28 protein-coding genes are annotated in these 25,459 nt (G+C 73.4%); 12 read left to right on the top strand and 16 right to left on the bottom strand.

The annotated features are described in order from the left end of the window. Positions 1 to 43: 43 nt before the first annotated feature. Positions 44 to 1,315, top strand: coding sequence for a phosphatidylserine decarboxylase family protein (locus ACH0A8_RS04635; RefSeq protein WP_406906669.1), 1,272 nt, complete (start codon positions 44 to 46; stop codon positions 1,313 to 1,315). Between the two features lie 48 nt (positions 1,316 to 1,363). Here ACH0A8_RS04635 and ACH0A8_RS04630 read toward each other — a convergent pair whose 3' ends face one another. Beyond that, positions 1,364 to 1,840, bottom strand: a complete 477-nt coding sequence (locus ACH0A8_RS04630; RefSeq protein ID WP_406906668.1) for a hypothetical protein — start codon at positions 1,838 to 1,840, stop codon at positions 1,364 to 1,366. 84 nt (positions 1,841 to 1,924) lie between these two features. Between ACH0A8_RS04630 and ACH0A8_RS04625 the strand changes: the two genes are divergently transcribed. Together ACH0A8_RS04625 and ACH0A8_RS04620 are read left to right on the top strand one after the other, a co-directional pair. After that, the gene (locus ACH0A8_RS04625; protein ID WP_066651378.1) at positions 1,925 to 2,920 is read left to right on the top strand and encodes an SDR family oxidoreductase; all 996 of its coding nucleotides are present in this window, start codon (positions 1,925 to 1,927) and stop codon (positions 2,918 to 2,920) included. Beyond that, on the top strand, positions 2,917 to 3,282 hold the full coding sequence (locus tag ACH0A8_RS04620; protein WP_066651376.1) for a hypothetical protein: 366 nt from the start codon (positions 2,917 to 2,919) through the stop codon (positions 3,280 to 3,282). The genes ACH0A8_RS04625 and ACH0A8_RS04620 overlap by 4 nt, the downstream gene beginning before the upstream one ends. 10 nt (positions 3,283 to 3,292) lie before the next feature. Here the strand turns inward: ACH0A8_RS04620 and ACH0A8_RS04615 are convergent, their stop codons facing one another. Beyond that, the gene (locus ACH0A8_RS04615) at positions 3,293 to 3,505 is read right to left on the bottom strand and encodes a hypothetical protein (protein WP_066651373.1); all 213 of its coding nucleotides are present in this window, start codon (positions 3,503 to 3,505) and stop codon (positions 3,293 to 3,295) included. Positions 3,506 to 3,540: 35 nt separating this feature from the next. Further along, positions 3,541 to 7,119 carry a proline dehydrogenase family protein gene (locus ACH0A8_RS04610; protein WP_406906667.1) on the bottom strand — a complete coding sequence of 1,193 codons (3,579 nt, stop codon included), beginning with the start codon at positions 7,117 to 7,119 and terminating at the stop codon, positions 3,541 to 3,543. Positions 7,120 to 7,237: 118 nt separating this feature from the next. On the opposite strand from ACH0A8_RS04610, the gene ACH0A8_RS04605 reads away from it, so the two are divergent. Continuing rightward, entirely contained in the window at positions 7,238 to 7,702 is a 465-nt protein-coding gene (locus ACH0A8_RS04605; RefSeq protein WP_158407717.1) for a MarR family winged helix-turn-helix transcriptional regulator, read from the top strand. Between the two features lie 25 nt (positions 7,703 to 7,727). Here ACH0A8_RS04605 and ACH0A8_RS04600 read toward each other — a convergent pair whose 3' ends face one another. The 5 genes from ACH0A8_RS04600 to ACH0A8_RS04580 all read right to left on the bottom strand — a co-directional run bounded on the left by ACH0A8_RS04600 (position 7,728) and on the right by ACH0A8_RS04580 (position 11,359). Further along, entirely contained in the window at positions 7,728 to 8,603 is an 876-nt protein-coding gene (locus ACH0A8_RS04600) for a serine hydrolase domain-containing protein (protein ID WP_406906666.1), read from the bottom strand. A gap of 7 nt (positions 8,604 to 8,610) precedes the next feature. Continuing rightward, complete coding sequence (locus tag ACH0A8_RS04595) at positions 8,611 to 9,345, bottom strand: anti-sigma factor (RefSeq protein WP_066651362.1); 735 nt, start codon at positions 9,343 to 9,345, stop codon at positions 8,611 to 8,613. Then, positions 9,342 to 9,857 (bottom strand): sigma-70 family RNA polymerase sigma factor, encoded by a 516-nt coding sequence (locus tag ACH0A8_RS04590; RefSeq protein ID WP_066651360.1) that lies wholly within the window; start codon positions 9,855 to 9,857, stop codon positions 9,342 to 9,344. The genes ACH0A8_RS04595 and ACH0A8_RS04590 overlap by 4 nt, the downstream gene beginning before the upstream one ends. After that, positions 9,854 to 10,552: a YceI family protein gene (locus ACH0A8_RS04585; RefSeq protein WP_406906665.1), complete on the bottom strand. Its 699-nt coding sequence runs from the start codon at positions 10,550 to 10,552 to the stop codon at positions 9,854 to 9,856. The genes ACH0A8_RS04590 and ACH0A8_RS04585 overlap by 4 nt, the downstream gene beginning before the upstream one ends. A 120-nt stretch (positions 10,553 to 10,672) precedes the next feature. After that, a complete protein-coding gene (locus ACH0A8_RS04580) occupies positions 10,673 to 11,359 on the bottom strand; it encodes a hypothetical protein (RefSeq protein WP_058729927.1) in 687 nt (228 codons plus the stop codon). Positions 11,360 to 11,663: 304 nt separating this feature from the next. Here ACH0A8_RS04580 and ACH0A8_RS04575 point away from each other — a divergent pair, with 304 nt between their 5' ends. Beyond that, positions 11,664 to 11,849 carry a hypothetical protein gene (locus ACH0A8_RS04575; protein WP_058729353.1) on the top strand — a complete coding sequence of 62 codons (186 nt, stop codon included), beginning with the start codon at positions 11,664 to 11,666 and terminating at the stop codon, positions 11,847 to 11,849. A 62-nt stretch (positions 11,850 to 11,911) separates the two neighbouring features. Beyond that, positions 11,912 to 12,769, top strand: coding sequence for an NAD-dependent epimerase/dehydratase family protein (locus ACH0A8_RS04570; RefSeq protein ID WP_400428524.1), 858 nt, complete (start codon positions 11,912 to 11,914; stop codon positions 12,767 to 12,769). Positions 12,770 to 12,792: 23 nt separating this feature from the next. Here ACH0A8_RS04570 and ACH0A8_RS04565 read toward each other — a convergent pair whose 3' ends face one another. The 3 genes from ACH0A8_RS04565 to ACH0A8_RS04555 form a co-directional block, all read right to left on the bottom strand. Next, on the bottom strand, positions 12,793 to 13,305 hold the full coding sequence (locus tag ACH0A8_RS04565; protein ID WP_311205716.1) for a GNAT family N-acetyltransferase: 513 nt from the start codon (positions 13,303 to 13,305) through the stop codon (positions 12,793 to 12,795). 102 nt (positions 13,306 to 13,407) lie between these two features. Then, on the bottom strand, positions 13,408 to 13,596 hold the full coding sequence (locus tag ACH0A8_RS04560) for a zinc transporter permease (RefSeq protein ID WP_406906664.1): 189 nt from the start codon (positions 13,594 to 13,596) through the stop codon (positions 13,408 to 13,410). Positions 13,597 to 13,661: 65 nt separating this feature from the next. Continuing rightward, positions 13,662 to 14,561 carry a DNA-3-methyladenine glycosylase 2 family protein gene (locus ACH0A8_RS04555; protein WP_209684925.1) on the bottom strand — a complete coding sequence of 300 codons (900 nt, stop codon included), beginning with the start codon at positions 14,559 to 14,561 and terminating at the stop codon, positions 13,662 to 13,664. A gap of 194 nt (positions 14,562 to 14,755) precedes the next feature. Between ACH0A8_RS04555 and ACH0A8_RS04550 the strand changes: the two genes are divergently transcribed. The 6 genes from ACH0A8_RS04550 to ACH0A8_RS04525 all read left to right on the top strand — a co-directional run bounded on the left by ACH0A8_RS04550 (position 14,756) and on the right by ACH0A8_RS04525 (position 20,239). After that, positions 14,756 to 15,784 (top strand): 6-phosphofructokinase, encoded by a 1,029-nt coding sequence (locus tag ACH0A8_RS04550; protein WP_251154335.1) that lies wholly within the window; start codon positions 14,756 to 14,758, stop codon positions 15,782 to 15,784. Positions 15,785 to 15,928: 144 nt separating this feature from the next. Beyond that, positions 15,929 to 16,906, top strand: a complete 978-nt coding sequence (locus ACH0A8_RS04545) for an MDR family oxidoreductase (protein WP_271827114.1) — start codon at positions 15,929 to 15,931, stop codon at positions 16,904 to 16,906. A gap of 90 nt (positions 16,907 to 16,996) precedes the next feature. Further along, on the top strand, positions 16,997 to 17,689 hold the full coding sequence (locus ACH0A8_RS04540; RefSeq protein ID WP_271827113.1) for a GntR family transcriptional regulator: 693 nt from the start codon (positions 16,997 to 16,999) through the stop codon (positions 17,687 to 17,689). Between the two features lie 40 nt (positions 17,690 to 17,729). After that, positions 17,730 to 18,515, top strand: a complete 786-nt coding sequence (locus tag ACH0A8_RS04535) for an ABC transporter ATP-binding protein (protein ID WP_271827112.1) — start codon at positions 17,730 to 17,732, stop codon at positions 18,513 to 18,515. Between the two features lie 170 nt (positions 18,516 to 18,685). Beyond that, positions 18,686 to 19,264, top strand: a complete 579-nt coding sequence (locus tag ACH0A8_RS04530) for a hypothetical protein (protein WP_066651342.1) — start codon at positions 18,686 to 18,688, stop codon at positions 19,262 to 19,264. 84 nt (positions 19,265 to 19,348) lie between these two features. Next, entirely contained in the window at positions 19,349 to 20,239 is an 891-nt protein-coding gene (locus ACH0A8_RS04525; RefSeq protein ID WP_271825936.1) for a L,D-transpeptidase, read from the top strand. Positions 20,240 to 20,242: 3 nt separating this feature from the next. Here ACH0A8_RS04525 and ACH0A8_RS04520 read toward each other — a convergent pair whose 3' ends face one another. The 5 genes from ACH0A8_RS04520 to ACH0A8_RS04500 all read right to left on the bottom strand — a co-directional run bounded on the left by ACH0A8_RS04520 (position 20,243) and on the right by ACH0A8_RS04500 (position 25,399). Next, positions 20,243 to 20,902, bottom strand: coding sequence for a response regulator transcription factor (locus ACH0A8_RS04520; RefSeq protein WP_209684654.1), 660 nt, complete (start codon positions 20,900 to 20,902; stop codon positions 20,243 to 20,245). Beyond that, positions 20,899 to 22,077 (bottom strand): sensor histidine kinase, encoded by a 1,179-nt coding sequence (locus tag ACH0A8_RS04515; protein ID WP_271825935.1) that lies wholly within the window; start codon positions 22,075 to 22,077, stop codon positions 20,899 to 20,901. Before ACH0A8_RS04515 ends, ACH0A8_RS04520 begins: the two co-directional genes overlap by 4 nt. 141 nt (positions 22,078 to 22,218) lie before the next feature. Then, positions 22,219 to 23,580, bottom strand: coding sequence for a glutamate-1-semialdehyde 2,1-aminomutase (gene hemL / locus ACH0A8_RS04510; RefSeq protein ID WP_066651335.1), 1,362 nt, complete (start codon positions 23,578 to 23,580; stop codon positions 22,219 to 22,221). Further along, positions 23,577 to 24,632, bottom strand: coding sequence for a porphobilinogen synthase (gene hemB, locus ACH0A8_RS04505; RefSeq protein WP_271825934.1), 1,056 nt, complete (start codon positions 24,630 to 24,632; stop codon positions 23,577 to 23,579). Before hemB ends, hemL begins: the two co-directional genes overlap by 4 nt. Further along, the gene (locus ACH0A8_RS04500; RefSeq protein ID WP_209684658.1) at positions 24,629 to 25,399 is read right to left on the bottom strand and encodes a uroporphyrinogen-III synthase; all 771 of its coding nucleotides are present in this window, start codon (positions 25,397 to 25,399) and stop codon (positions 24,629 to 24,631) included. The genes hemB and ACH0A8_RS04500 overlap by 4 nt, the downstream gene beginning before the upstream one ends. Positions 25,400 to 25,459: the final 60 nt, after the last annotated feature.

Below are 25,459 nucleotides of genomic sequence, written 5' to 3'. Positions count from 1 at the left end.
GGAACTGCGACCGCTCCCTCCGCGCGTGAGTACCGTCGGGGTCGTGACCGGTGGAGCGCAGCAGCAGGACGTCCGACGCCGCGCGGGATGGCTCCCGCAGGACCAGAGCGGGCTCGAGGCCTGGCTCCGCGGGCGTCGCGAACGCCACCAGGAGCGCGACCCCGACCGGGCCCTGCACCCGGCGGTCTCGGCCCTCCGCGACCTCATCGAGGGCGACCCCGTGCTGCGGATGCACGCGCACCAGATGATCGAGCAGGTCCCCGCTGGTCGCGAGTACCAGGACCGGCACCTCGAGTCGTTCGGGGAGCTGCTCGAGCTCGTCGACGAGGTCATCACGACCGCGCCCGAGTACAGCGACGAGCAGATGGTGATGACGCCGCTCGACGGGGTGCTCGACTGGACGAAGGCGACCCCGGCGGGCTTCGCCTTCTACCGGGACCCGCGCGTGAACGACGCGCTCCGGACGATCCTGCAGGGGTGGTGCGACTTCCTGTCGAGCGACAAGTCCCTCGAGGTGCTCGTGGACGCACCCTCGGGGTGGTGCAGCGATGCCGCTCGTCGGGCGGTCGGCATGGACCGGTTCGAGCACGATGCCGACGCCGAGCACTGGGGCTTCGGGTCGTGGAACGACTTCTTCACGCGGCGCTTCCGGGACGGCGAGCGCCCGGTCGCCGCGCCCGACGACGACGCGGTCGTGGTGAGCCCCTGCGAAGCCACCCCGTACCGGATCGCCAGCCGCGTCCACCGGCTCGACGCGTTCTGGGCGAAGGCGGAGCCGTACTCGGTCGAGGAGCTGCTCGCCGGCGACGAGACCGCCGACCTGTTCGTCGACGGCACCGTGTGGCAGGCGTTCCTCAGCGCGCTCGAGTACCACCGCTGGCACAGCCCGGTCGCCGGGACGGTCCTGCGCGCCTGGGTCGAACCGGGAACCTACTACTCCGAGGCCTCGTCGCAGGGCACCGACGCCGCCGAGCCGCAGCTGTCACAGGGCTACCTGGCACACGTCGCCACCCGCGCGATCGTGCTCATCGACGCCGACGACCCCGCGATCGGGACGATCGCGGTCGTGTTCATCGGGATGTCCGACGTATCCTCGTGCGTGATCGGCGAGGGGATCTCGGACGGTGCGCACGTCGGCAAGGGCGACGAGCTCGGGTACTTCCAGTTCGGCGGGTCGTCGGTGTGCGTGCTGTTCGGGCCGGACGTCGTCGAGTCGTTCTCGCTGGGAGCGCTGCCGCAGGCGCCGGAGGAGGAATCGGCGGTCCTGCCGGTGCGGTCGCACCTGGCGACGGCGCTGCGGCGGTCGTCCGACTGACGGAAGCGGTCGACGTCGGCTCCGCGAACGGTCGGCTACCGCCTCCCGTCACCGCGACGGGGCTCGGCCTGCCCGCTGTGCGTGCACGAGGGCGAGCACCGCGGCGAACACGGCTGCCGCGATGCCGCCACCGACCCAGACCGCCGCGCGCCAGGCGGGGAGCACCGGGCCCTCGGGGAGCACGAGTCCCAGGACGACGAGGACCGCGCAGCTCAGGACCACGCCGAGGAACGCCCAGGCCACGGCCGAGAGGTCGAAGCGTGGCACGGATCGGGCGTACCGACTGAGCTGCGAGAAGCCACCGACGACCCCGATCGTGGCCGCGATCGGGATCCCGAGCACACCGGCGACGGTACCGGTGACGAGGGCGAGCGCATCGCCGAACGTCCTCCCGACCAGGACGGCGACGACCGCCAGCACGAGTGCGAGGACCGGTGACCCGAGGACCTCCCGGTACCGGGTCGGGGTCCGCAACACCCAGCCGGGAGGTGCCTCCTCGGCCTGCTCCTCGTCGTCCGTCTCCACCGCGCCATCCTGCCCCACGCCGTCCGGCGGCCGGGGGACAGCGGCTGGACCGGTGCGGACACGAGCCCGCGTACAACGGACAGCATGACGCGCGTGGCAGTGGTGACCGGTGGTTCGGCAGGGCTCGGACGGGCGACCGTCCGCGAACTCGCGGCCCGGGGGTGGGACGTCGCCGTCCTGGCCCGTGGACGCGACGGTGTCGACGCCGCCGTCGCCGAGGTCGAGGCCACGGGACGCCGAGGCCTCGCGCTGATCGCCGACGTGGCCGACCGACAGGCCGTCGAGGCCGCCGCCGAGCGCACCGAGCAGGAGCTCGGACCGATCGACCTCTGGGTGAACTGCGTGATGGTCGGGGTCTTCGGGCGCTTCACGGACACCGGCCCCGACGACTTCGAGCGCGCCGTCGACGTCAACTTCCTCGGGTTCGTCAACGGCACCCGCGCGGCGCTGGCGCGGATGGTCCCCCGTGACCGTGGCCACGTCATCCAGGTCGGTTCCGCACTGGGCTTCCGGGGCATCCCCCTGCAGGCCGCCTACTGCAGCGCGAAGCACGCCATCGTCGGGTTCACCGAGTCGGTGGTGTCCGAGCTCACGGAACAGGGCAGCAGGGTGGCCGTGAGCCGCGTCGACATGCCCGCGCTCAACACGGTGCAGTTCAACTGGGTGAAGTCGCTCCTGCCGCACCACCCGCAGCCCGTCGCACCGATCTACCAGCCCGAGGTCGGCGCCCGCGCGATCGCCGTCACCGCGGAGCGGCCGCGCCGCCGTACGTGGGTGGGCGAATCGACGGTCTACACGATCCTGGGCAACCGGATCAGTGGACGCTTCGCCGACTGGTACGCCGCGAAGACCCTGGTCAGCGGACAGCAGGCCGAGCAGAAGGACGGACAGTCGCTGCCGACGAACCTGCACGAGCCCGTCCCGGGCGACCACGGTGCACACGGGGTCTTCGACGACTCCGCGCACGCCTGGTCACCGCAGACGTGGTGGGTCGAGCACCGCAGGCTCGGCAACGGGATCATCGGAGCCGCCGTCGGCGTCGCGGGCGCGATCGCCCTGGCCGCGGGGAAGCGCCGATGAGCCGCCGCTCCCGCAGGGACCGCCGGCAGCGTGCTCGGTGGGTCGAGGGGCTCCGCGCCGGCATCGGCGTCGCACACCTGCTCGCCTCGCGTGGGTCGACGGGCCGGGTGGCCGTGTTCGGTCGGGTGCTCGGCGCCCGGCAACTCGTGCAGGCCGCACTGCTCACCCGCGCAGCGTCACCGGAAGCGCACGTCCTCGGCGCCGCGGTCGACGCCACGCACGGCGTCTCGATGGTGCCGCTCATCGCCCTCGACCGGCAGACACGGGGGTTCGCGGCACGACAGCTCGTCGTCGCCGTGGTCCTCACCGTGCTCGAGGTCGGCCTCGTCGGCACGGGACACGGTCGCCCCGGCCGACGCTGACCGCCGCTGCCTACTCGACCTCGTCGTTCGGCTGCTCCTCCTCGACACCCGTCTCGTCCATCCGGTCGCGCAGGTGGTCGGCCATGGCCCCGGCACCCTCGTGTCCGTGGTCGTGATCGACCTGCTCGACCAGGCCGGCGAGCTTCTCCTCGTTGGTGGCCTCGGTGGCACCGTCCATCACGGGGGCGGTCTGGACCTCGTCGTCGTTCGCTCGTGCGTTCATGGTCCGGACGCTACGCCCGCATCCGGTCCGGTACCTCAGAGGCGGAGGCGGCTGAAGACCCGGGAGACGTCACCGTGACGGTGCGCGGTGACGGACACCGTCTGCTCCCGCAGGAAGTGCAGCATCTCGACGATGCCGGACTCCACCACGGGGTCGTCGTGGATGGTCGTCTCGGTGCCGGCGCCCAGGGCCTCCTCGAGGGCACGGGCGTCACCGCCGAGCAGCCGGACGCGTGACCCGGGGCCGCCGAAGGCCGCGTGCCGTCGGGGCTCCGCTCCCTGCGCGAGCACCAGGTCGATCGGGTCGACCTCCGGCTCAGCGCCGTCCGACCACCCGTCCTGCAGCAGGGTGCCCGCCGCAGCCCGTCCCAGGAACGTGGCGTCGTCCTCGACGACCTGGTCGACCACGTCGAGGGGCGAGCGCGCCGTCGAGAACAGCGGCAGGAGCTCGGCGGGCAGCGGACGGGCGGTGCTGAGGAGCACGTGCGCGCGCGCTGCGGTCGCGGCGACGAGCACGCGGACGAGGTCGCCGGCGCCGACCCCCGAGGACTGCCGGACCACGACCGACTGCGGGCGGAACCGGATGACGTTCCGCTCGACGACCAGGTCCGCCGTGTCCCGCGATCGTCCGTACAACGATGCCCGGGCAGCAGCATCGCTCTCGGCCCCGGCACGGACGCGGTCGAACTCCTCGAAGGACAGTCCGGCCCGCGCCGCCTCGATGACGGCGGTGACGCGGTTGCCGAGTCCCTGCAGCTGGATGTTCCGGTGCGGCTGACGTCGGGTCGGGTCCCACCGGTCCGCCCCGATCACGGCCAGCGGCCCGCCGCGGTGCACGGTCGGACCGACCGCGGTCCCGCGCCACCCGCCGACGGGCTGACGTCCCGGCCGGGCCCCGGTGGTCGGGCGGTCGACCACGAGCACGCCGGCCCGGGTCCGGTCGGACCAGGTCGCGACCTCGTCGGGGTCGAGGGTGTGGAGCGCCGCGACGGAGCCGCCGTCGACGGAGTGCTGCAGGGCGATCGCCTCGTCGAGGGTCTCCACGCGGACGACGTCGAGGACGGGTGCCGGCACGGCCGTCCGCGCGAGGTCGCCCGTGGCGCGGACGCCCTCCCGCACACCCGGCGACCAGAGTCGGCCGGTGTCGTCCAGCGCGACCGGTTCGACGAGCCAGGACTCTCCCGGGCGCAGCTCGGTGAGCGCGGTCCGGACGGCGCCGGTCGGCTCGGCGACGAGCGGCCCGACCTGGGCGGTCGCGTCCGTCGGCCAGGCGGTGCGCAGGCCACGGACGGCATCGGCGAGCTGCTCGCGGAGGCGCGGGCTCTCCCCCACGGACCCGACGAGCACGAGCAGCGACACCGCCGACGACGCCTGTCCGGAGCGGGCGAAGGCGGAGGCGACGACGTCGCGCACCGCCTGGTCGAGATCGGCCGAGGGGGTGACGACCGCGGTGACGACCCCGGTGAGCTCCGCCACGAGGGGCAGGTCCGCGCGCCACCAGCGGTAGGACCGAGCGGTCTCCGGGGTGCCGGTCAGGACGACGCGGTCGACGGCGGGGTGCGCCACGAGGTCGCGTGCGAGGTCGCTGCCGTCGAGGTCGACGAGCTGGAGCAGGGAGTGCGGGACCCCGGCGTCCCAGAGCACGTCGGCGAAGACGGCACCGGTGCGTCGGGCGGCGGTGGCGGGCTGGAGCACGACCCCGCTGCCCGCGGCGAGCGCGGTGAGCACACCGTCGGCGGCATCGAGGAGCGGGGCGTTCCACGAGGGCACGACGACCGTCAGGCGCGGCGGGACCGGGACCGCCCCGTTGATGTCCTCGAGGTGTCGCGTGCGGTCCGCGGCGTGCGTGGCGGCGTCGACGGCCCGGCTGACCTCGCCGTCGGCGTCGGTCAGGGTGAGCCCGAGCTCGGCGATCATCGTCTCGACGAGGGCCCCGCGGTGGGTCTCGAGCGCGTGGCCGATCAGGTCGAACAGCTCGGCACGGTCCTCCGGGTCCTGGCGGCCCCAGTTCACACCGGCCTGGGCGGTGCGGGCGACGAGACGCTCGAGGCGTCCGCGGTCGGTGATGCGGGCGGCACGGATCGTCCTGGTGCCGCGCTGCGACTCCGGTACCCGGGCGAGCACCTCGGCGGCCCACGCGCGGTTGCCCGGCGTGGAGGGGTCGGTGTCCTGCGTGTTCTCGGCAGCCGAGCGCAGCACCGGGTCACCCGGCGGCCGTCGGCGGTCCTGGGTGCGGCGCGTGGGCGGCGCGGGACGGAGGAGCGCGGCCACGGCGTCGACGTGCTCGGCGGTGGCACGCTCGACGGCAGCGGTGTCGTCGGTCGAGCCGGTCGTGTCCGCCGCCGTCGACCCGGCCGTGGTCGAGCCGCCCACCGGGCGGTGGCCGGCGACCTCGCGCAGTCGACGAGCGAGGTACGGGACGGCAGCGTCGAACTCGTCGGGCCGCACCAGTGGCACACCGAGGACCACGTGACCGAACGCCGTGCGCAGCACCTCGGCGTACCGCGTCGTGCCGAGGAGCAGCTCGGGTCCGACGACGTCGAGCACGTCGCGGCGCTCGGCGAGCACGTGCGCGGTCGCGAGGGCGAACGGGTCGTCGGTGGCGACACCGACGTGCACGGCGTCGGTCCGCTCGGGGTCGATCGCCGTGTCGAGCAGGCGCAGGAACGCGGTGTCCGTCGTGCGGGTGTCCGCGGTCACGGCGAGCGGCCGGCTCTCGAGCACGGCGTCGACCCCTTCGGTGGCGAGGAGCGTGCCCTTGGTGAAGCGGACGCGCACGGGTGCCCCGCCGGATGCCCGACGCTCCCGTGCTGCGGTCGTCACGCGGTCGAGCAGGTCGAGCGACTCGGGGAGTTCGGCGGGCAGGGTCACCCCGAGGGTGAGCTCCCGCGTGCCGTCCTGCTCGAGCAGCGCGCTCAGGACCGCGACGGCCCGTTCGACACCTCGGGCGCGGCCGGACTGCAGGGTGACCACGGGCGGTGTCGGCCGGCTCGCCGCGGTGTGCAGGAGCGGTGTGAGGTGCCGGACCGCGTCGGCGACGGCGGCGTCGAGGTCCCACGGGGACACCGGCGGCAGCACGGCGTCGAGGTCGACGGTGACGGCGGCGACGTCCTGGTGCAGCAGGTCGTCGAGTGCCGCGAGCCGTCGGTCGCGGCCTGCCGGTCCGAGCACGGCGGGGCCGAGCAGGTCGACGTCGAGTCGGGTGTCCGGGCCGCCGACCTTCGCGAGTGCCGCGGGGGTCCGGGCGGGCGTGGCGTCGACGACGAGGTGTCCGGCGAGTCGTCGGAGCACCTTCCGCGCGGAGGGGACGACCGCCCACGGCGCCATGGTCGCGAAGCCACCGCCCACCGTCACCGCGCCGCGGAGGTACCAGGCGAGGTCGTCCGGTACCGCCCGGCTCGCACGCTCGAGGTTCCGGGCGACGACCTTCGGGTCCTCCGGCCGGACCACGACGTCGACGAACGCGCGGGCGAACTCGGCGCCACGGGGGTCGGCGAGCAGCTCGGCCAGACGTGCGGCCGCGGGCTCCGGCTTCACCCCGCGGGCGGCCTCGATCCACCCCTGTGCCCGCGTGACCGCGTCGTCGGTGCAGTCTCGGAGGTGCGGGGTCGGCATGGAGTGATCGTATTCCGGGCGTCCGACGTGACCTCTGAGCGCGCCGAGTGCTGCCCCGGAGTCAGCCGAACGGATGATCCTCGGTCCCGCGGCACGCCCGCTGGTTACGCTGGCGGTCATGGCGGAGCAGGGCGGCGAGGGGCACGACTGGGCGACCTGGGACGCGTTCCACGACGTCTGGCGCCGGCTCGACCGGGCGCTCGACCAGGCCGTCCAGCAGGGTGCCGGCATCTCGATCCCCGAGTTCGAGATCCTGATCGGCCTGCACCGCGCTCCCGACCACCGGTTGCGGGTCCGTGACGTCGCCGCGGGCATCGGGTGGGAGAAGTCGCGCGTGAGCCACCAGGTCACGCGGATGGTCGGGCGCGGGCTCGTCGCCCGCGCGGACTGCCCGGCGGACGGGCGTGGCAGCTGGGTGACGATGACGACCGAGGGTCGGCGCGCGGTGCTCGCCGGCATCCGCGCGCACACCGCGGCACTCGAGGAGCTGTTCTGGAGGCCCGTGGCTGCGGATGCGGACACCCTGCGGTCCGTCTCCCACCGCGTCCTCGACGCACTCGGTCCGGTCGAGCCGGAGGCCTGAGGAGAGCCCGCTCGGCGGGACCGGCTCAGCTGGAGCCTGCGAGCACCTCCGCGACGGCCGCGGCCGTCACGTCGGCACGCTCGTGGTCGTCCGCGGTGAGGGTGACGACGGCGTCGGCGACCGGGTCCAGGAGCACGAGCTGCCCGTACGCCCCGTGCAGTCGCCAGGTCCGTCCCGGGCCGCCCCAGCCCGCGAGGGCGTAGCGGTCGTACGACGGTGACGACCCCGCCGCGACCCAGTCGGTGTGCATCGCGTCGACGACCGCCGCGGGCACGAGCTGACGCCCGTCCGCCGCGCCGCGGTCCCGCAGCAACCGGCCGATGCGCGCGACCTCGGCGGTGCGGAGCCACAGGCCGCCGCCCGCGACGACGTGACCGAGCGGGCAGCGGTCCCAGCGGACGTCGTCGATGCCGAGCGGGGTGAAGATGCGGTCCTGCGCGTACGCGCCGACGTCGCCGACCCGTGCGGCCAGGGCCCTCGCGGCCGTGTAGGTGCTGGCGTTCGCGTACCGGAACGACCGTCCGACGGTCGGGCGTCCCAGGAACTCCCGTGCCAGGTCCGGCCAGTCGGTGGTCTGCGTCGGCGACCACGGCATGTCGATGCCGCTCGTCATGGTCAGCAGGTGTCGGAGCGTGACGTCCTGCACACCCGGTCCGAGCACGACGTCGGGCAGCAGCGTGCCGACGGACTCGTCGAGCGCGAGCAGCCCGTCGTCCGCGGCGGCCCCGACGGCCAGGACGACCACGCCCTTCGCGACGGAGTGCACGTCACGGCGGACGTCGGCGGACCAGTGGTGCTCGGCGGTGTCGTCGCCGACCAGCACGTGCAGGCCGTGGGCGTGGAAGCCCGTCCGCGCGACCGCGCGGACGACGTCGTCGAGCACTGGTGCGGCGCGGTCCACCCCGCCATCATCCCGTGTGTCGAGCGAGGTCGGTGCTCACCAGGGACCCGCGTTCGCCGCGCAGTCGGACCTGCACCTCGGCGATGTCGTCGCGCGGGACGTCCGTCGACGCCGACAGCCCGCGGGCCTCGGCCCCGGCTGCCGACCACGAGGCCACGGTCTGCACGGAGCCGTCCTTCCGGACCACCACGAGGTCGTACATCACCGAGCCGTCCGCCGACCACTCCCTGCCGCCGTACGAGCACCCCCAGTCGAAGCGCGTGCCCCACTGCTCGCCGCTCACGGCCAGGTCGACGTCGAGACCCTGCGACCCGGTCATCGTGTAGCGGTCGCCCGCGGTCGTCGGTGCGGACGTCGTGGGCGCGCCACCGGCCTGCACCGTCGCACCTCGTCCACCGGCCGTGCCGACGGCGAGCCCGCCGAGCACGGCGGCGACGACCGCCAGCCCCGCGGTCACGGCCACCCATGCCCGACGGCGGCGACGACGGTGTCGGACGCGGTGCGCGACGGCGGCGAGGGTGCTCTCGGGACGCGTGTCGGGCCTCCCGTCCGGTGCCGCGATCTCGACCGCCTGGTCGGCCGGGAGCTTCGCGAGCAGACCGGGCAGGCCGACGAGCTCGGCGACGGCCGCCGTGCAGCGGTCGCACGTCTCGAGGTGCCGCTCGTACTCGAGCCGCTCGTCGGGCGTGAGCGAGCCGAGGACGTACGCCGCGTCCCACTCCGCGTACCGGTCCTCGCTCATCGGGTCACTCCTCGTTCCTGCAGTGCGAGCCGGAGGGCCCGGAGCCCGTAGTGCAACCGCGACTTCGCGGTGCCCTCGGGGATGTCGTGTCGTCGTGCGATCTCCGGCACGGTGTGGCCGAGCCAGTAGGCGTCGACCACCACGCGGCGGTGGTCCGGGCTGAGCGACGCGAGTGCGTCCGCCACGACGATGCGGTCGAGCACCGCGTCCGTCCGGTCGGCCTCGGCACGGTCGACCGGGTGCTCGGAGCCCTGCTCACGCCGGTTGCGTGCGGAGCGGGCGTCGTCGACGACCAGGTTCCGGGCGACCGTGAACAGCCAGGCCCGTGCGCTGTCGGGCGCCCGCTCGAGCACCGCCGGACGCTGCCAGGCGCGGACCATGGTCTCCTGCACGACGTCCTCGACGGTCGAGCCGTCCCGCGTCAGGTGCCGGACGTACCGGGTGAGCGCGTCGCCGTGCTCGCGGTACAGCGTCGCCAGCAGCTCGTCGGCGGAACGGCTCGTCACGGTCACTTCGCCAGGTCGAGGGAGAACTCGACCGAGCCCTTCCCGTCCACGGTGACGAAGCCGAGCGACGGGGCCTCGACCCCGTAGTCGGCGAAGGTGATCGGGACCGAGCCGACGACCTGGACGGCCCCGTTCTTCGTCACGGCGACCTGCGCATCGGCCGTGACCGGCTTCTCGACGCCGTGCAGGTCCATCGTGCCGGCGAGCGTGACGTCCTGGGTGCTGCCGTCGAGCGCCTTCGAGACGTCGACGGGCTCGGTGAGCGCGAACGTCGCCGTCGGGTACCGGTCGGTCTGCAGGGCCTTGCTCCGGAAGTACTCGTCACGCGCGGCCTCGGGTGTGGAGATCGTCGCGACCTGCACCGTGACGGTCGCCTTCGTGAGCGAGCCGCCGTCGACCGTCGCCGTGCCCTGCACGTCCTTCGTCCGACCGACCACGTCCACATCATTCCCCTGCAGGACCTCGTGCACGCGGTACCCGGCGTACGAACTGCTCGTGCTCGTCCAGGTGCCGTCGGCCTGCTGGGCATCGAGCGTCGCACCGGAGCCGGACGGAGCGGCGCTCAGCGAGGGGGCGGCGGCGGCCTGGCCGTTGACGGTGTTCGCGTAGATGACCGGGCCGGCGATGACGGCTGCGGCGCCGATGACGACGACACCGGTGGCGATGCCGATGACGACCTTCGTACGTGTGCGGAGTCCCATGCCCTGACGACGAGACAGCCGGCCGGATCGTTCACCCGGACGTGCCGAAGGCGCCGCTCCCGTGGTCGGGAGCGGCGCCTTCTCGTGGTGGTGCCGGTGTGGCGGGTGTGCCGCGGGGTGTTACTTGATCTGCGCGGTGATCGTGGCGGTGCCGACGAGCATGCCGCGCTTGACGGCGTCGGTGCTGAAGGTCTTGTTCAGCAGGCCAGCAGCGTCCTCGGAGATGTGGACGGTGGTGCCGGTCAGGACCGCGTTGTCACCCTCGAGCTGCAGCGGCTTGAGCGAACCGCCCCAGAGCTCGAACAGGTAGGCGTTCGACGCGGCGACCTCGCCGTTGACGAGGACGTCACCGTAGAGCTTGGACGAGCCCGGGTTCACGACGAAGTTCTCGAGCGTGACCGTGGTGTCGCCGGCCTTGAGGGTCAGACCGGAACCGTTGTGGTTCAGCAGGCCCTGCACGTAGGGGCGGTAGTCGCCGTCCGGGCTCCAGTAGGTGACCGAGCCGGCGGTGATCGGGAACGACACGGCGCCGTTCTCGAGCTTCGCGTCGCCCGAGACGCCCGGGGTCAGACCCAGCGAGGTCAGCGCGTCGGTGAAGCTGCTGTCGAGCGCGACGGAGGTGTCGCCGCCGAGGACGTCCGGCACGGATGCGACCGGGGCGGGGATCTTCGACGCCTCGGACGAGGAGGAGACCGTCTGCACGTTCGGGGTCGCGGCGTTCGCCGAGCTGATGCCGAACGCGGCACCACCGAGGACGAGGGCGCCGGTGGTGGCGAGGGTGATCGAGGTCTTGAGGGACTTGCGCATGAGATGCGTTCCTTTCGTCGTCGCGCTCGGCGCGGACACTGTGTGTGCGCCGAACACACCCCGGAAAGGGGTGGAGAACCAGCTACCTGCGGCTGGTGAGCGCTCCGGGTGTTTCCCGGTTGATGTAGGTGATTCGGGACCCTCCGCCGAAGGGTTTGGACGAGTTCTGAGTCGTTATCTCTCCGTTACAAACCCGGGGGACGCAGCGCCCGTACGGGTCGCACGAGCACCGCGCCCGAGTCGCCTCCCGGGGGACACTCCTGCCCGGACAGCGGTGGAGGCGCTCCCGCGTAGCGTGCGCCGCATGAGCGACCAGCAGCACGAGAACACCCCGACCGACGGCTCCACGGACGCCCCCGAGAGCGAGTTCCAGCGCACCGAGGACCTGCCCGACGGTTCATCCACCGGCAACGCGACCGAGGACCCGCAGCAGGACAGCGACGTCGACTCGGGCGGCGAGCCCGAGTCGCCGGACAACGAGCAGGTCTGATGACCGACGGCCCGGGCCCTCGCGCTCGGGCCGCTCCGACGCGCACCTGACAAGCTCAGGGCATGCAGCACCGCTCCCCCGTCGTCATCGCCGGCTGCGGCGACCTCGGTACCGAGGTCGCCCTGCGCTTCGCGGCGCTCGGCCACCCGGTCACCGGGCTCCGCCGTCGCGCCGAGCGCATCCCCGCCCCGATCACCGGCCGCAGCGTCGACCTCCGACACGAGGTCCCGACGATCGCCCCGGAGACGGGCGTGGTCGTCGTCGCCTTCGCCGCCGGCTCCCGTGCCGTGGACGAGTACCGCGCGACCTACGTCGACGGCCTGCGCAACGTGCTCGACGGCATCGACGCGTCCGGCGCCTCACCCCGGCTGCTCGTCGTGTCCTCGACCGCGGTGTACGACGTCGACGACGGCAGCGAGGTGACCGAGGAGACCCCGGCGCGGGCGAGCACCCCGACCGCCGGCGTCCTGCTCGAGGCCGAGGCGCTGCTGCGGGAGCGGGCACCCGAAGCCGTGCTCGTCCGGCTGTCGGGCATCTACGGGCCCGGCCGCGAGCGACTGATCGACCAGGTGCGGTCCGGGCAGGCCCGGCTGTCGCTCGGCACGTCGCCCCACACGAACCGCATCCACCGGGACGACGCCGCCGCGGCACTCGTCCACCTGGCGGGGGTGGACGACCCCGCACCGACCTACCTCGGTACCGACGACGAACCGGCCCGACTCGACGACGTCCTGACGTTCCTGGCGCACGAGCTCGGCGTCGAGCAGCTGCCGAGCGCCGAGCCCGAGGGGCGGCAGGCAGGCGGCGACAAGCGGCTCGCGAACGCCCTGCTGCGCTCGACCGGCTGGGAGCCGCGGTACCCGACGTTCCGCGAGGGCTACCGGGCCGTGCTCGCCGGCGAGGGCACCCGGCACCCGTAGGCCCGCCGACGCCGACACCGCTCCTACGGACGTGGGTCTCCGAGGGGCGCGCTCATCTGCACCCGTCGCCCGTACCGATCGAGACCGTGCTGCGCCTCGACCTCGAGCAGCGACCCGTGGAAGGACGTGGTGGGCTCCTCCTCGAGGAAGCCGACCGTCGCGTAGAAGGGAGCGTTCCACGGCACGTCCGCGTAGGTGCGGAGGGAGATGCGTGCGTACCCACGCTCGCGGGCTCCGTCCTTCGCGGCCTCCACGAGCGCTCGGCCGAGGCCCCGCCGCGACAGCAGCGGGTGGACCGACAGCTGTTCGAGATGGCAGACACCGTCCACCTCGAGGACGTGCGCGAACCCGGCGACCTCGCCGTCGACCTCGGCGACGAGCAGGAAGCCGGGCTCTGCGAGCCGCGCTTCGCCGTGTGGAGCCGGAGCCCAGACGTCGGCGCGGAGGCGGTCGACCAACAGCAGGTCGGCGTCGTTCTCGATCCGCTCGACGGCGTCCGCGTCACTCGGCCGAGCGGAGCGGATGGAGGTCGTCATCGGGCCAGCGTAGGAGGCCCGAGGCCGCACCGACGACGGCCGGGAGGCACGTGGCGGCTCCGCCATGCCCCTCCCGGCCGCCGCCGGTCACGTCAGTGCCGCTCAGTGCTCGTCGTAGTGGTCCTCGTGACGGGCGTGCCGGTGGCCGTCGTGCACGAAGTCGACGTGGTCGCCGTGCTCGACGGTCTCGTGCTCGCCGCCGTCCTGCTCGTGGTCGTGGTCGGCGACGTCGTGCTCGGCGACGCGGTGCTCCTCGGCCTCGGCGGCGGGGGTGGCGTTCGGGTCCGACATGGTTCCTCCTTCGTGAGATCGGTTCTCACATGGAGCCTACGTCGCTGCTCCGGTCCTGTCCGGGCTCAGTGCCAGCGGTGGTCCTGGATCGTCATCCGCGGGCCGAACGTCGGCTTCCGGAAGCCGGAGCCGCCGATCAGTCGCACGATGCGCTCGCGGTGCCCGCGCCAGGGCTCGAGGAGCTCGAGCATCCCGTCGTCGTCGACGGGGCCACCCGTCAGCGCCCAGCCGACGAGGGCCGGCACGTGGTAGTCGCCCACGCTCGGTGAGTCCGGGTCCCCGTGCGCCCGCTGCGCCGTCTCGGCAGCGGTCCACTGTCCGATGCCCGGGACCGACTGCAGCCGCTGCGACACGACCGCGCCACCGCGTCCGAGCCCCAGCGTCCGCTCGAGCGCGGGCGCGACCTTGACCGCCCGCATCACCGTCGCCGAGCGACCGGGCTCGATGCCCGCCCTGTGCCACTCCCAGCTCGGGATCCGCGCCCACTGCTCGGGGGCCGGCGGGACGAACATCTCCGCGGGCGCCGGACCGGGTGCCGGCTCGCCGAAGCGCCGGAGCAGGTACCGCCACGCGCGCCAGGCCTGTCGCGAGGTCACCTTCTGCTCCATGATCGCCGGCACCAGCATCGCCACGACGGTGTTCGTCCGGAGCAGCCGTAACCCCGGCTGCCGGTGTCGCGCCTCGGCCAGGAAGGCGTGCGCGCTGACGTCGAGGTCGGACCAGTCGTCCCCACGTCCGAGCAGGTCGGGTGCGTGCTCGACCGCCCAGGCGGCACCGGCACCCCACGCGGAGACCGCGACGGCATCGCTGCCCGCACGGCGCACGAGCACCGAGGCAGCCCCCGCCGGCGTGCGCAGCGCGAGCCACGTGTCGGACCCGACCACCTGGAAGGCGGGGTCACCGGAACCGCGCTGCAGGGGCCGGAGGGTCGCGCGGACGTCCACCGCGCCTCCAGGCCGGTACACGGTGTCGACCCGGACGGCCGCAGTGGAGGTCTGGCCGGACCCGACGCCCCGGCCGGACCCACCCGGCCGCCGACCGGGCGCTCCGGACGGACCGGAGGCGACGGAGGACGGCAGGGACACACGGGGATGGTAATGCCACACCACCGTCAGACATGATGGGGAGGTCCCCGCAACCCGACGACGTTGGAGTCTCCGTGCGCATCGGCATCCTCACCTCCGGAGGCGACTGCCCCGGCCTCAACGCGGTCATCCGCGCCATCGTGCTCAAGGGCATCGCGATCCACGGCCACGAGTTCGTCGGGTTCCGCGACGGCTGGCGGGGCGTCGTCGACGGGGACATCGTGCCCCTCGGTCGCAAGGACATCCAGGGCATCGCCAAGCAGGGCGGCACGATCCTCGGAACCAGCCGCACGAACCCCTTCGAGGGGCCGAACGGCGGCGTCGAGAACATCACGAAGACCCTCGAACGGCACGGCATCGACGCCATCGTGGCGATCGGCGGCGAGGGCACCCTGGCCGCGGCGAAGCGCCTCACCGACGCCGGCCTGCGGATCGTCGGCGTCCCGAAGACCGTCGACAACGACCTCGGTGCCACCGACTACACGTTCGGCTTCGACACCGCCGTCGCCATCGCGACCGAGGCCATGGACCGCCTCCGCACCACGGGCGAGTCCCACTCGCGCTGCATGGTCGCCGAGGTCATGGGCCGGCACGTGGGCTGGATCGCGCTGCACTCCGGCATGGCAGCGGGCGCGCACGCGATCCTCATCCCCGAGCAGAAGACGAGCATGGAGCAGATCGCGGCGTGGGTGCGTGCCGCCTACGACCGGGGACGGGCGCCGCTCGTGGTCGTCGCCGAGGGCTTCGTGCCGGACCACGAGGACAACGCGCACACGGAGCGCGGCCTCGACGCGTTCGGGCGGCCGCGGCTGGGCGGGATCGGCGAGCGTCTCGCGCCGATGATCGAGGAGATGACGGGCATCGAGACCCGTGCCACGACGCTCGGGCACATCCAGCGCGGTGGGACCCCGACCGCGTACGACCGGGTGCTGTCGACGCGGCTCGGGCTCGCGGCGATCGACTCCGTGGTCGAGGGGCGGTGGGGCCGGATGGTCGCGCTCCAGGGCACGGAGATCGTGCACGTGTCGTTCGAGGACGCCCTGGGTGAGCTCAAGACGGTCCCGCAGGCGCGGTACGACGAGGCCGCCATCATGTTCGGCTGAGCGGCGCGGCGCAGTTCCGCGCGGAGGAGGCCGTTCCGCGCGGAGGAGGCCGTTCCTTCCTGCTCACCATGCGCGGATCGTCCTTCCATCCTCCGTGCGATGGGTCGGAACGACGGCCGGGAGGCACGGGGTAGCGTCCGGTCCATGACGCGCGCAGTCCTCGTCTCCCGTTCCACCCCACCCGCGATCACGCAGGTCGACCTCCCCGACCCCACCGAGGGCGAGGCGTGCGTCGACGTCACGTACTCGAGCGTGAACTACAAGGACGGGCTCGCCCTGGCGGGCAACCCCGGCGTCGCCCGGATCGACCCGCTGGTCCCGGGCATCGACGTCGTCGGCACCGTGTCGGCGCTCGGCCCCGGGGTCCACGACGTCGCGATCGGTGAGCGCGTGGTGTGCAACGGCGCCGGCCTGGGCGAGACGCGGCACGGCGGGTGGGCGGAGCACGCCATCGTGCCCAGCGGGTCGCTCGTCGTGCTGCCGGACACGGTCGAGGACTCGTTCGCGGCGGCGATCGGCACCGCCGGCTTCACCGCGATGCTCTCCGTGCTCGCCCTCGAGCGGACGGTCTCCCCCGAGGACGGGCCGGTCCTCGTGACGGGGGCGTCCGGCGGCGTCGGCACGGTGGCGATCGCCCTGCTCGCCGCGCGCGGGTACCGCGTGACCGCCTCGACCGGGCGGCGGGCGAACGAGGCCTCGCTCCGTGCGCTCGGCGCGTCGGACGTGGTCGACCGTGCAGCGATCGCCGAGCTCGGCAAGCCGCTGCAGCGCGCGACCTGGGCCGGCGCCGTGGACAGCGTCGGCGGCGCCACGCTCGCGAACGTCCTCGCAGCGACGAGGTGGGGTGGCGCGGTGACGGCGTGCGGCCTGGCGCAGGACGCCGCGCTGCCGACGTCGGTGATGCCGTTCATCCTGCGCGCGGTGTCGTTGCTCGGCATCAACTCGGTCGAGGCGCCCCTGCCGCTGCGACAGCGGGCGTGGGAGCGGCTCGCGACCGACCTCGACCCGGCACTGCTCGCCGACGTCACCCGCACGGTCGACCTCGAGCACGCCGTGGCGATCGGCGCCGAGGTGGTCGCCGGACGGGTGCACGGCCGGACGGTGGTCGACCTGCGACGCTGACGCTTTTCCCTCTCAGGTGATTTCCCGAACGCTTGCCAACTGACACGCTAGGTTTGGCACACGGAACACCCGAACCTGTGAGGAGCAGCCATGCCGGTACCCAAGTCGTCGGTGGAGTCGTCCCCCCGGAAGCTCCTGCGGGACGTCGTGCTCGAGAAGATGCTCGCCGCGATCCAGGACGGCACGCTGCAGGCCGGTGAACGCCTCAACGACGACGAGCTCGTCGCGTGGCTCGGCGTCAGTCGGACCCCGATCCGCGAGGCCATCGCGAAGCTCGTCGACTTCGGGCTCGTCGAGATGGAGGCGAACCGGTACACCCGCGTCGCGTCCCCGACCCGCGAGCAGTACGACGACGCGTTCCAGCTGCTCTTCGGCTTCGCCGAGCTCGCCGCCCGCTGGGCCGTGCCGAACCTCGACGACGCCGCCGTGAAGCAGCTCGGCAAGCTCCTCGACCAGGCCCGCAAGCACGCCGACGCCGAGGACCGCGCCCTGAACGACGACGTCGACGCGCTCATCGCGTTCCTCGTCGCGCACTCGGGCAACGAGCTGCTCGTCAAGACCGCCGAGGGCATCGTCAACCGCGCGAAGTTCGTGCGCATCGGGCAGCCGGAGTTCGTGTTCTGGGACGTCAAGCACGGGCTCGACTCGTTCCGTGCAGCGGCGAAGGCCCGCGACGGCGAGGCCGCCGGTGCCGTCATCCGCGGCATGTCCCGCGCGATGGCCGAGCACATGGCGGAGATCCGCGCCGCGAACGCGCACGCCGACGTCGACGCGACCGTCTGAGACGGGCTGGCCGGGGCACCCGACCGGGCAGACTGGCCGGGTGACCGACGTCCTGCTCAGAACCGAAGCCCTCCGTGTCACCCGCTCCGGGCGGGATCTGCTGCACGACGTGGCCCTGACCGTCCGCAGCGGCGAGCACTGGGCGCTGCTCGGTCCGAACGGCGCGGGCAAGTCGACCCTGCTCGCCGTCCTCGGTGCGAACGGGCACCCGACCGCGGGCACCGTCGAGCTGCTCGGGCGTCGGCTCGGCCGCGTCGACGTGCGGGAGCTCCGCGAGCACATCGGGCACGTCGACCCGCGGCACCGCATGCTGTCGCCGCTGACGGTCACCGAGACCGTCCTGACCGGGCTGACCGGCACGACGGACCTCATGATGCGGTGGGAGCCGACGCCGGACCAGCTCGAGACCGCCCGACGGCACGTCGCGGACGTCGGCCTCGCGGCACGGGCCGACGCCCGATGGCCGGTGCTGTCGCAGGGCGAACGCGGGCGGACCCTCATCGCCCGGGCGTTGATGAGCGAACCGCGCCTGCTGCTGCTCGACGAGCCGGCCACCGGACTCGACGTCGCCGCGCGCGAGCACCTGCTCGAGACGGTCGACACCCTGCGCCAGCGCCAGCCGGACCTCGGCAGCGTGATGGTGACCCACCACCTCGAGGACCTGCCCGCGTCGACCTCGCACGCGATGCTGCTGCGCGACGGCGCCGTGGTGGCCCAGGGCCCGGCAGACGAGGTCGTCACGTCCGAGGCGGTGTCGCACGCCTTCGCATTCCCGCTGGCCATCGAGCGGACCGCTGGCCGCTGGCACGCGCGCCGCGCGGAGTAGCCGCACCGCGCCTCCCGTCCGGATCCACCTCTGGTCGGGGAACCGTGCGCCGCGTCGTCCGGACGGCGGGGTGCGCAACCGTCCGTCCGGACGGTGTGACATGTGGTGTTCCAGCGCTTCACTGTTCATGTCGACGGAGAGACCGCCGACACGACCGAACGGAGCACATCGTGAACACCATCAAGAAGACCATCCTCGCCACGTCGGCCGGGCTCGCCCTCGTGGGTGGGGTCGTCCTCGCGCCGCTCACGGCGCACGGGGAACCGGACCGGTCGGAGACCGGTCGGCCGACCACCTCGCAGCAGCAGACCGGCAACCAGGGACAGGACCGGAAGGACCCTCGGACGCCGGACACGAAGGGTTCCGGCGGGAAGTCGGGCTCGACCGGGTCCGGCGCGCGGGGGTCGGGCGGGAACGACGGATCGACCACGCCCGCGGAGAAGAAGAAGCAGCCGCAGTCCGAGCAGCAGCGCCAGCAGCAGCCGGCGGGTGACCGCTTCACCTGCACGAAGGGCACGAAGCCGACACCGGTGTACGGCAAGGACGGACACATCACGCCGGAGAGCGCTCGGCAGCTCCTCGCGGCCGGGTGCAGCGCGAACGACGGATCGGAGCTGGAGGAGGCGGCGAACCCCGACCGCCACTCGGGGAAGAGCACCCCCGGATCTGGCAGCTCGAAGCCGAAGGCCCCGGTCGGGAAGCAGGGCGTCACCCAGCCCCCGACCAAGCTCCCGCGCGTCGCGGGGTGATCCGGCTCGGGGCCGCGGCGCCACGTCGCCGCGGCCCCGCCGTCCCCCCACCGCTGATCCCCGGACCGTCGAAAGGACCGATCCATGACCCTCGACCGCCGTGCGGCGCTCCGTTGCCTCGGACTCACGGTGGGTGCTGCCCTCGTGGCAGGTGCGTCGGCGTGCAGCACCACCTCCACGGACCCGCGTCCGTCACACCCGACGTCACCCGCGCAGGGCCAGTCCCCGCCGAGCCCCACACCGAGCCCTTCCCCGGAGGCGAGCACCGCACCGGCCGGTCCGCCCACCGAGGACCTGCCGGTCGCCGTGCACGACGCCGTCATCGGCGCACTCCTGCCCGGACCCGACGCTGTGGCATCACACGCCGGGCTCCTCGAGCACGACCTCGTGCTGTACGCGGCCCGCGACGGAGAACCGGTCGCCGTGCTCCCCGGGCGCAACTTCCTGCGGGGACCGACCGTCGTCGCCGCGGTGACCACGACCGGCGACTGGACGCTCGTCCTGACGCCCGCCCGGCAGATGCTGCCCTCGGCGGCGGGTGCGTCGGGGGCACCCGCGCAGACGGCGGCGTGGGCGCGGACCGACGAGCTGCCCGCGATGCAGCCAGCCACCGCCTCGGTCACGGTCCGCGTGGCGGAGCAGTCGATGACGATCACGACAGCGCAGGGATCGCACCGGCACGAGGTCGGAGTCGGACAGGACTCCACCCCGACGCCGACGGGTGTGAGCGGCTACCTCCAGGCCCGCTACGTGGACCCCGCGCAGGCGCTGGCGCCCGGGGCGATCCAGCTCACCTCGCTGCACGCGACCGCAGCCGACGAGCCGTACACCGGCACCGACGGCGGGCTCATCGCGATCCACGCCAACCCGGACCCCCGCGGCCGCGTGTCGCACGGGTGCATCCGGGTCCGACCGGATGCCGTCGCGCAGCTCGACGCACTGCCGCTGGGGACGCCGATCGTCGTCCTGCCCTGACGATCAGTCCTGGACCACCCCGCAGCGGAACGCCTCGATGACGATGTGCACGCGGTCACGGACCCCGAGCTTCCGCAGGATGCTCGCGACGTGGCTCTTCACGGTCGCCTCGGAGATGAAGAGGGACCGGGCCACCTCGGCGTTCGACGACCCGTCCGCCAGGGCCCGGACGACGTCGAGCTCCCGAGCACTGAGGGCGTCGAAGGGCGAGGCCGGAGCCTGCTGCGGGCGGGCCGTGAGCAACGCCGGCTTCACCGTCTCGACCAGGCGTCGGCACGCTCGAGGCGCCACGATCGCATCGCCCGCGGCCACCGTCCGGACCGCAGTGCAGAGCTCCGCGGCGGAGCTCTCCTTGAGCAGGTAGCCGCTCGCGCCGGCGGCGAGGGCGCCGAACACGTGCTCGTCGAGGTCGAACTGCGTGAGCACGAGGACCTTGACGGCCGGGAAGCGCTCCGTGATCCGCCTGGTGGTCTCGATGCCGTCGATCCCCGGCATCCGGACGTCCGTCACGACGACGTCCGGCCGGAGGACACCGACCCGTTCCAGGGCCTGGAGACCGTCCTGCGCCTCCCCCACGACGACGAGGTCGTCCGCCGTCCCGATCACCATCGCGGTCCCGGTGCGGAGCAGGTGCTGGTCGTCGACGACGAGGACGCGGATCACCGTGCCACCGCCGTCGAACGACGCTGGGCGGTCGCGAGGTCGCCGCCGGCCGGAGGGACGACCGCCTCCACGCACCAGGTGCCGTCCTCATACCCGGGCCCGACTCGGAGGCTCCCCCCGAGCGTCGCCACGCGCTCGGCCATCCCACGCGTCCCGCGGCCGGACCCGCGCACGGTGGCGACCACACCGTCGTTCAGGACCCGCAGGGAGACCCCGCCGTCCTGGTCGTGGTGGACCTCGAGGTCGACCCGTGCCGGACGTGCGTGGCGCAGCACGTTCGTCAGGGCCTCCTGCACCACCCGGTACACCGTCGCTGCGACCCGCTCGTCCCGCGGCTCCCCCGAGATCGTCGCCCTCAACGGGACGCCGACCGCCCGGACGCGCGCGATCATGGCGTGGACATCGCCGTCGACCGGGTCGCTCTCGGCGAGTCGGACGAACCGTCGGACCTCGGTCATGCCGTCCCGTGCGACGCGCGCGACGTCGTCCAGGAGGCGCATCGCCTCGGCGGGCTCGGTCGTGACACGGCTGCGCGCGACCTCGCTGAGTCGACTGACGACGGCGAGCGAGTTGGAGCAGACGTCGTGGACCTCGAGGGCCAGCGCCGCTCGCTCCTCGGCGCGCTGGGTCGTCCTGCGCTCGATGCGCGACTGTGCGAGGAGCCGGAGCACCCGCCATCGGGCGGCCTGTGCACGGCGCACCGCCAATCCCGCGACGATGCCGAACGTGTAGACGATCAGGCACGTCCAGAACCCTCGTGTCGTCCGGCCGATGAGCTGTGTCGACGCCACGAGCACGGTGAGCGCCACACCGCCCGCGACGAGGGTGTGGCGCCAGGGACGCTCGCTGGCGATGGCGAACAGCCCCATCGCGACACCGAAGGGCTCGCTCCCGATGGACTTCCAGCGGTCGTACCAGTCCACTGCGAGCAGCGCGGGGAGCACGACCCACGGCACGAACCGACGGATCCCGACCAGGGCGACGGTCACGGCGGGGATCGCCAGGTGCCAACCGGTCCAGGTCTGGACGACCCGGTCCCCCTTGTCGACCGACCCGTCGTACGTGAGCGAGTACGTCCAGATGACGCACGCGAAGGCGACGGTCACGGCCAGGTCGACGAGGAGTCGGCGAGCGCGCGCGGAGCGGAAGTACGAAGACAGCGTCGTGTTCAGCACACTGGAACACTACATGTCACTCGGTTTCCGCACCAGCGCGAGCTCGACCGCACCCCGACCTTCACAACGCAACGTCGGCGGTTCCGCGCAGCGGGATGTCGCTGCGCGGAACCGCCGACGTTGCGTCTTGCGAGGGGACTCCTACGCGGTCGCGGCAGCAGCCGCGCGAGCGGCCGCGGGGAGCGCGTCGAGCACGCGGCCGACGGCCTCGTCGTCGTGCGCCGCCGTGACGAACCACGCCTCGAACACGCTCGGCGGCAGGGTCACGCCCTGGTCGAGCATGCTGTGGAAGAACGGTGCGTAGCGGAAGGCCTCCTGCGCGCGGACGTCGTCGTAGTTCCGCGGTGCCTGCTCCACGAACGCGAACGAGAACAGGTTGCCGGCGTGCTGCACGGTGTGCGCGACCCCCTCGGCCGAGAGCGCGGCGCTCGTGGCGTCGGCGATCCTCGCCGCGGTGCGGTCCAGGTGCGCGTACACGTCGGGCGTCGCGGCCCGGAGCGTGGCGGTGCCGGCCGCGACCGCGAGCGGGTTCCCGGACAGCGTGCCCGCCTGGTAGACCGGCCCGAGCGGTGCGAGGAAGTCCATGACCTCCCGACGACCACCGAGCGCGGCGAGGGGCATGCCGCCGCCGATGACCTTGCCGAACGTGACGAGGTCGGGCTTCCACCCGGTGCCCTCCGGGACGGTGCCGTCGGCCTCGAGGCCCCACCAGCCGGCCGGGCCGACGCGGAAGCCGGTCAGGACCTCGTCGACGATGAGCAGCGCACCCTGCGCCCGCGTGATCTCCGCGAGCGCCCGGTTGAACCCGGGCTCCGGCGCGAGGACGCCCATGTTCGCGGCGGCGGACTCGACGATCACGGCGGCGATGCGCTCGGAGTGCTCGTCGAACGCGGCGCGGACGGCGTCGAGGTCGTTGTACGGCAGCACCAGGGTCTGCGCGGCGGTCTCGGCGGTGATGCCCGCACTGCCCGGGAGCGCGAGCGTCGCGACACCCGATCCGGCCTCGGCCAGCAGCGAGTCCGAGTGGCCGTGGTAGTGCCCGGCGAACTTCACGAGGAGGTCGCGGCCGGTGTACCCGCGGGCCAGGCGGATGGCGGTCATCGTCGCCTCGGTGCCGGTCGACACCATGCGGAGCTTCTCGATCGGCCCGTCGCCGTCGACCTGCACGCGCTGCTTCACGAGCTCGGCGAGCTCGGTCTCCCCCGGGGTCGACGCCCCGAAGGACAGGCCGCGGGATGCCGCCTGCTGCACGGCCTCGACCGTGCCGGCGTGCGCGTGCCCGAGGATCGCGGGGCCCCAGGACGCGACGAGGTCGACGTACTGCCGCCCCTCGGCGTCGGTGACGTAGGGGCCGTTCGCCGCGGTCAGGAACCGGGGCGTGCCGCCGACCGAGCCGTACGCGCGGACGGGCGAGTTCACCCCGCCGGGGATGCTGTCCTTCGCGCGGCCGAACAGCTCGTCGTTCGACACCGGAGCGGTGCCGGTGGAAGCGGTGGTGGTCATTCGGGGGCCTTCCCGGTCGAGGCGACGCCGGACACCGCCGCGGTGCTGCCGGACGTGCGCAGGCCGGCCTCCTGGTTGAGCTTCCGTGCGATGTCCACGGCGAAGTACGTCAGGATCGCGTCCGCACCGGCGCGCTTGATGCCGACGAGGGCCTCCATCGCGGCGGCGTCACGGTCGATCCACCCGTTCTGGGCGGCGGCCGTGATCATCGCGTACTCGCCGGAGATCTGGTACGCCCAGACGGGGACCTCGGAGACGTCGGCGGTGCGGGCGAGGACGTCGAGGTAGCTCATCGCAGGCTTCACCATGACGATGTCGGCGCCCTCCTCGATGTCGAGCAGGACCTCGCGCAGGCCCTGCCGGCCGTCGGCGGCGTCGATCTGGTACGTCCGTCGGTCGCCCTGCAGGGTCGAGGCGACGGCCTCGCGGAAGGGACCGTAGAACGCGGACGCGTACTTCGCCGAGTACGCGAGCAGCGCCGTGCCGCTGTGGCCGGCGGTGTCGAGCGCGTCGCGCGCGGCGGCGATCTGGCCGTCCATCATGCCGCTCATGCAGACGAGCTCCGCGCCCGCCTCGGCCTGGGCCACCGCCATGTCGCGGTACCGCAGGAGCGTCGCGTCGTTGTCGACCGAGCCGTCCGCGGCCAGCACGCCGCAGTGGCCGTGGTCGGTGAACTCGTCGAGGCACAGGTCGGACTGCACGACGAGTGCGTCACCGACCTCCTCCTTCGCCACGCGGATCGCGACGTTCAGGATGCCGTCGGGGTCGGTCGCACCGGAGCCCTCGGCGTCCTTCGACGTCGGCACGCCGAACAGGTTCACACCGCCGACGCCCTGCGCCGCGGCCTCGTTCAGCGCCCGGCGGAACGAATCGAGCGAGTGCTGCTGCACGCCCGGCATGCTCGAGATGTCGATCGCATCGGTGGCGCCCTCGCGGATGAACATCGGCAGCACGAGCTCGGCGGGGTGGATCCGCGTCTCGGCGACGAGTCGTCGCATGGCGGGGGTGGCCCGCAGTCGACGGGGGCGGACCTGGGGGAAGCGTCCGGTCACGATGACCTTCCTGTTCTGGGGTTCGGGTGGAGGGTCTCGACGACGGCGTCGAGCAGGGCTTCGGCGGACCGAGCGGCGGCGACCACGTGCACGGGGAGTCCCGCGGCACGGGCGGCGTCGGCGGTGGACGGTCCGATGCACGCGACGTGCGTGCTCGGGTCGAGCGGGGTCATCCGCGCTGCGACCTGTCGGGCGACGCTCCCGCTCGTCACGAGCACGGCGTCCGGTGGGGGGTCGAGGACGATCGGATCGAGGCCCGTCCCCACGGTACGGTACGCCACCACCTCCGACACGGCGATGCCGCGGGCGCGCAGTGCGTCGACCAGGGTGGTCGCGGCGATCTCGGATCGGGGGAACAGCACGGGTCCGGCGTCCGTCGGCAGGGCCGCGGCGAGCCCGGCGGCGGACTCCTCGTCCGGCACCAGGTCGACCGGCCACCCGGCCTGCCGGGCAGCACGCGCGGTCGCGTCGCCGACGCAGGCCACGCGGACGCCGGCCGGGAGGCGCGGCACGCGCCCGGCGACCACGCGCACGGCCGTCGCACTGGTCACGACGAGCCAGGGGGCTCCGGAGCCGACTCCCCCGGGACGCGTGCCGACCGCGGGTGGTGTGTCGTGCCTCCCGGCCGGGGCGTCGACGACGGACGGTCCCGACGCGCGGTCGACGGACGGGGCGAGCGCGGCATCTGCGAACCGGACGAGCGCCGCGTCGAGGTCCGCCGGGTCGGCGGGCGGAGCGTCCGTGATGAGCGGGACGACGACGGGCACGAGCCCGCGCTCCCGTGCCGCGGCGGCGACCGCGTCCCCCCACGCACCGCCGCGCGGGAC

Origin of the sequence: Curtobacterium sp. 179-B 9B NHS (assembly GCF_045370965.1) — a bacterium.
GTDB lineage: Bacteria > Actinomycetota > Actinomycetes > Actinomycetales > Microbacteriaceae > Curtobacterium.
The sequence above is the reverse complement of the archived record's forward strand: the minus strand, read 5'-3'. Positions and strand labels throughout refer to the sequence as shown.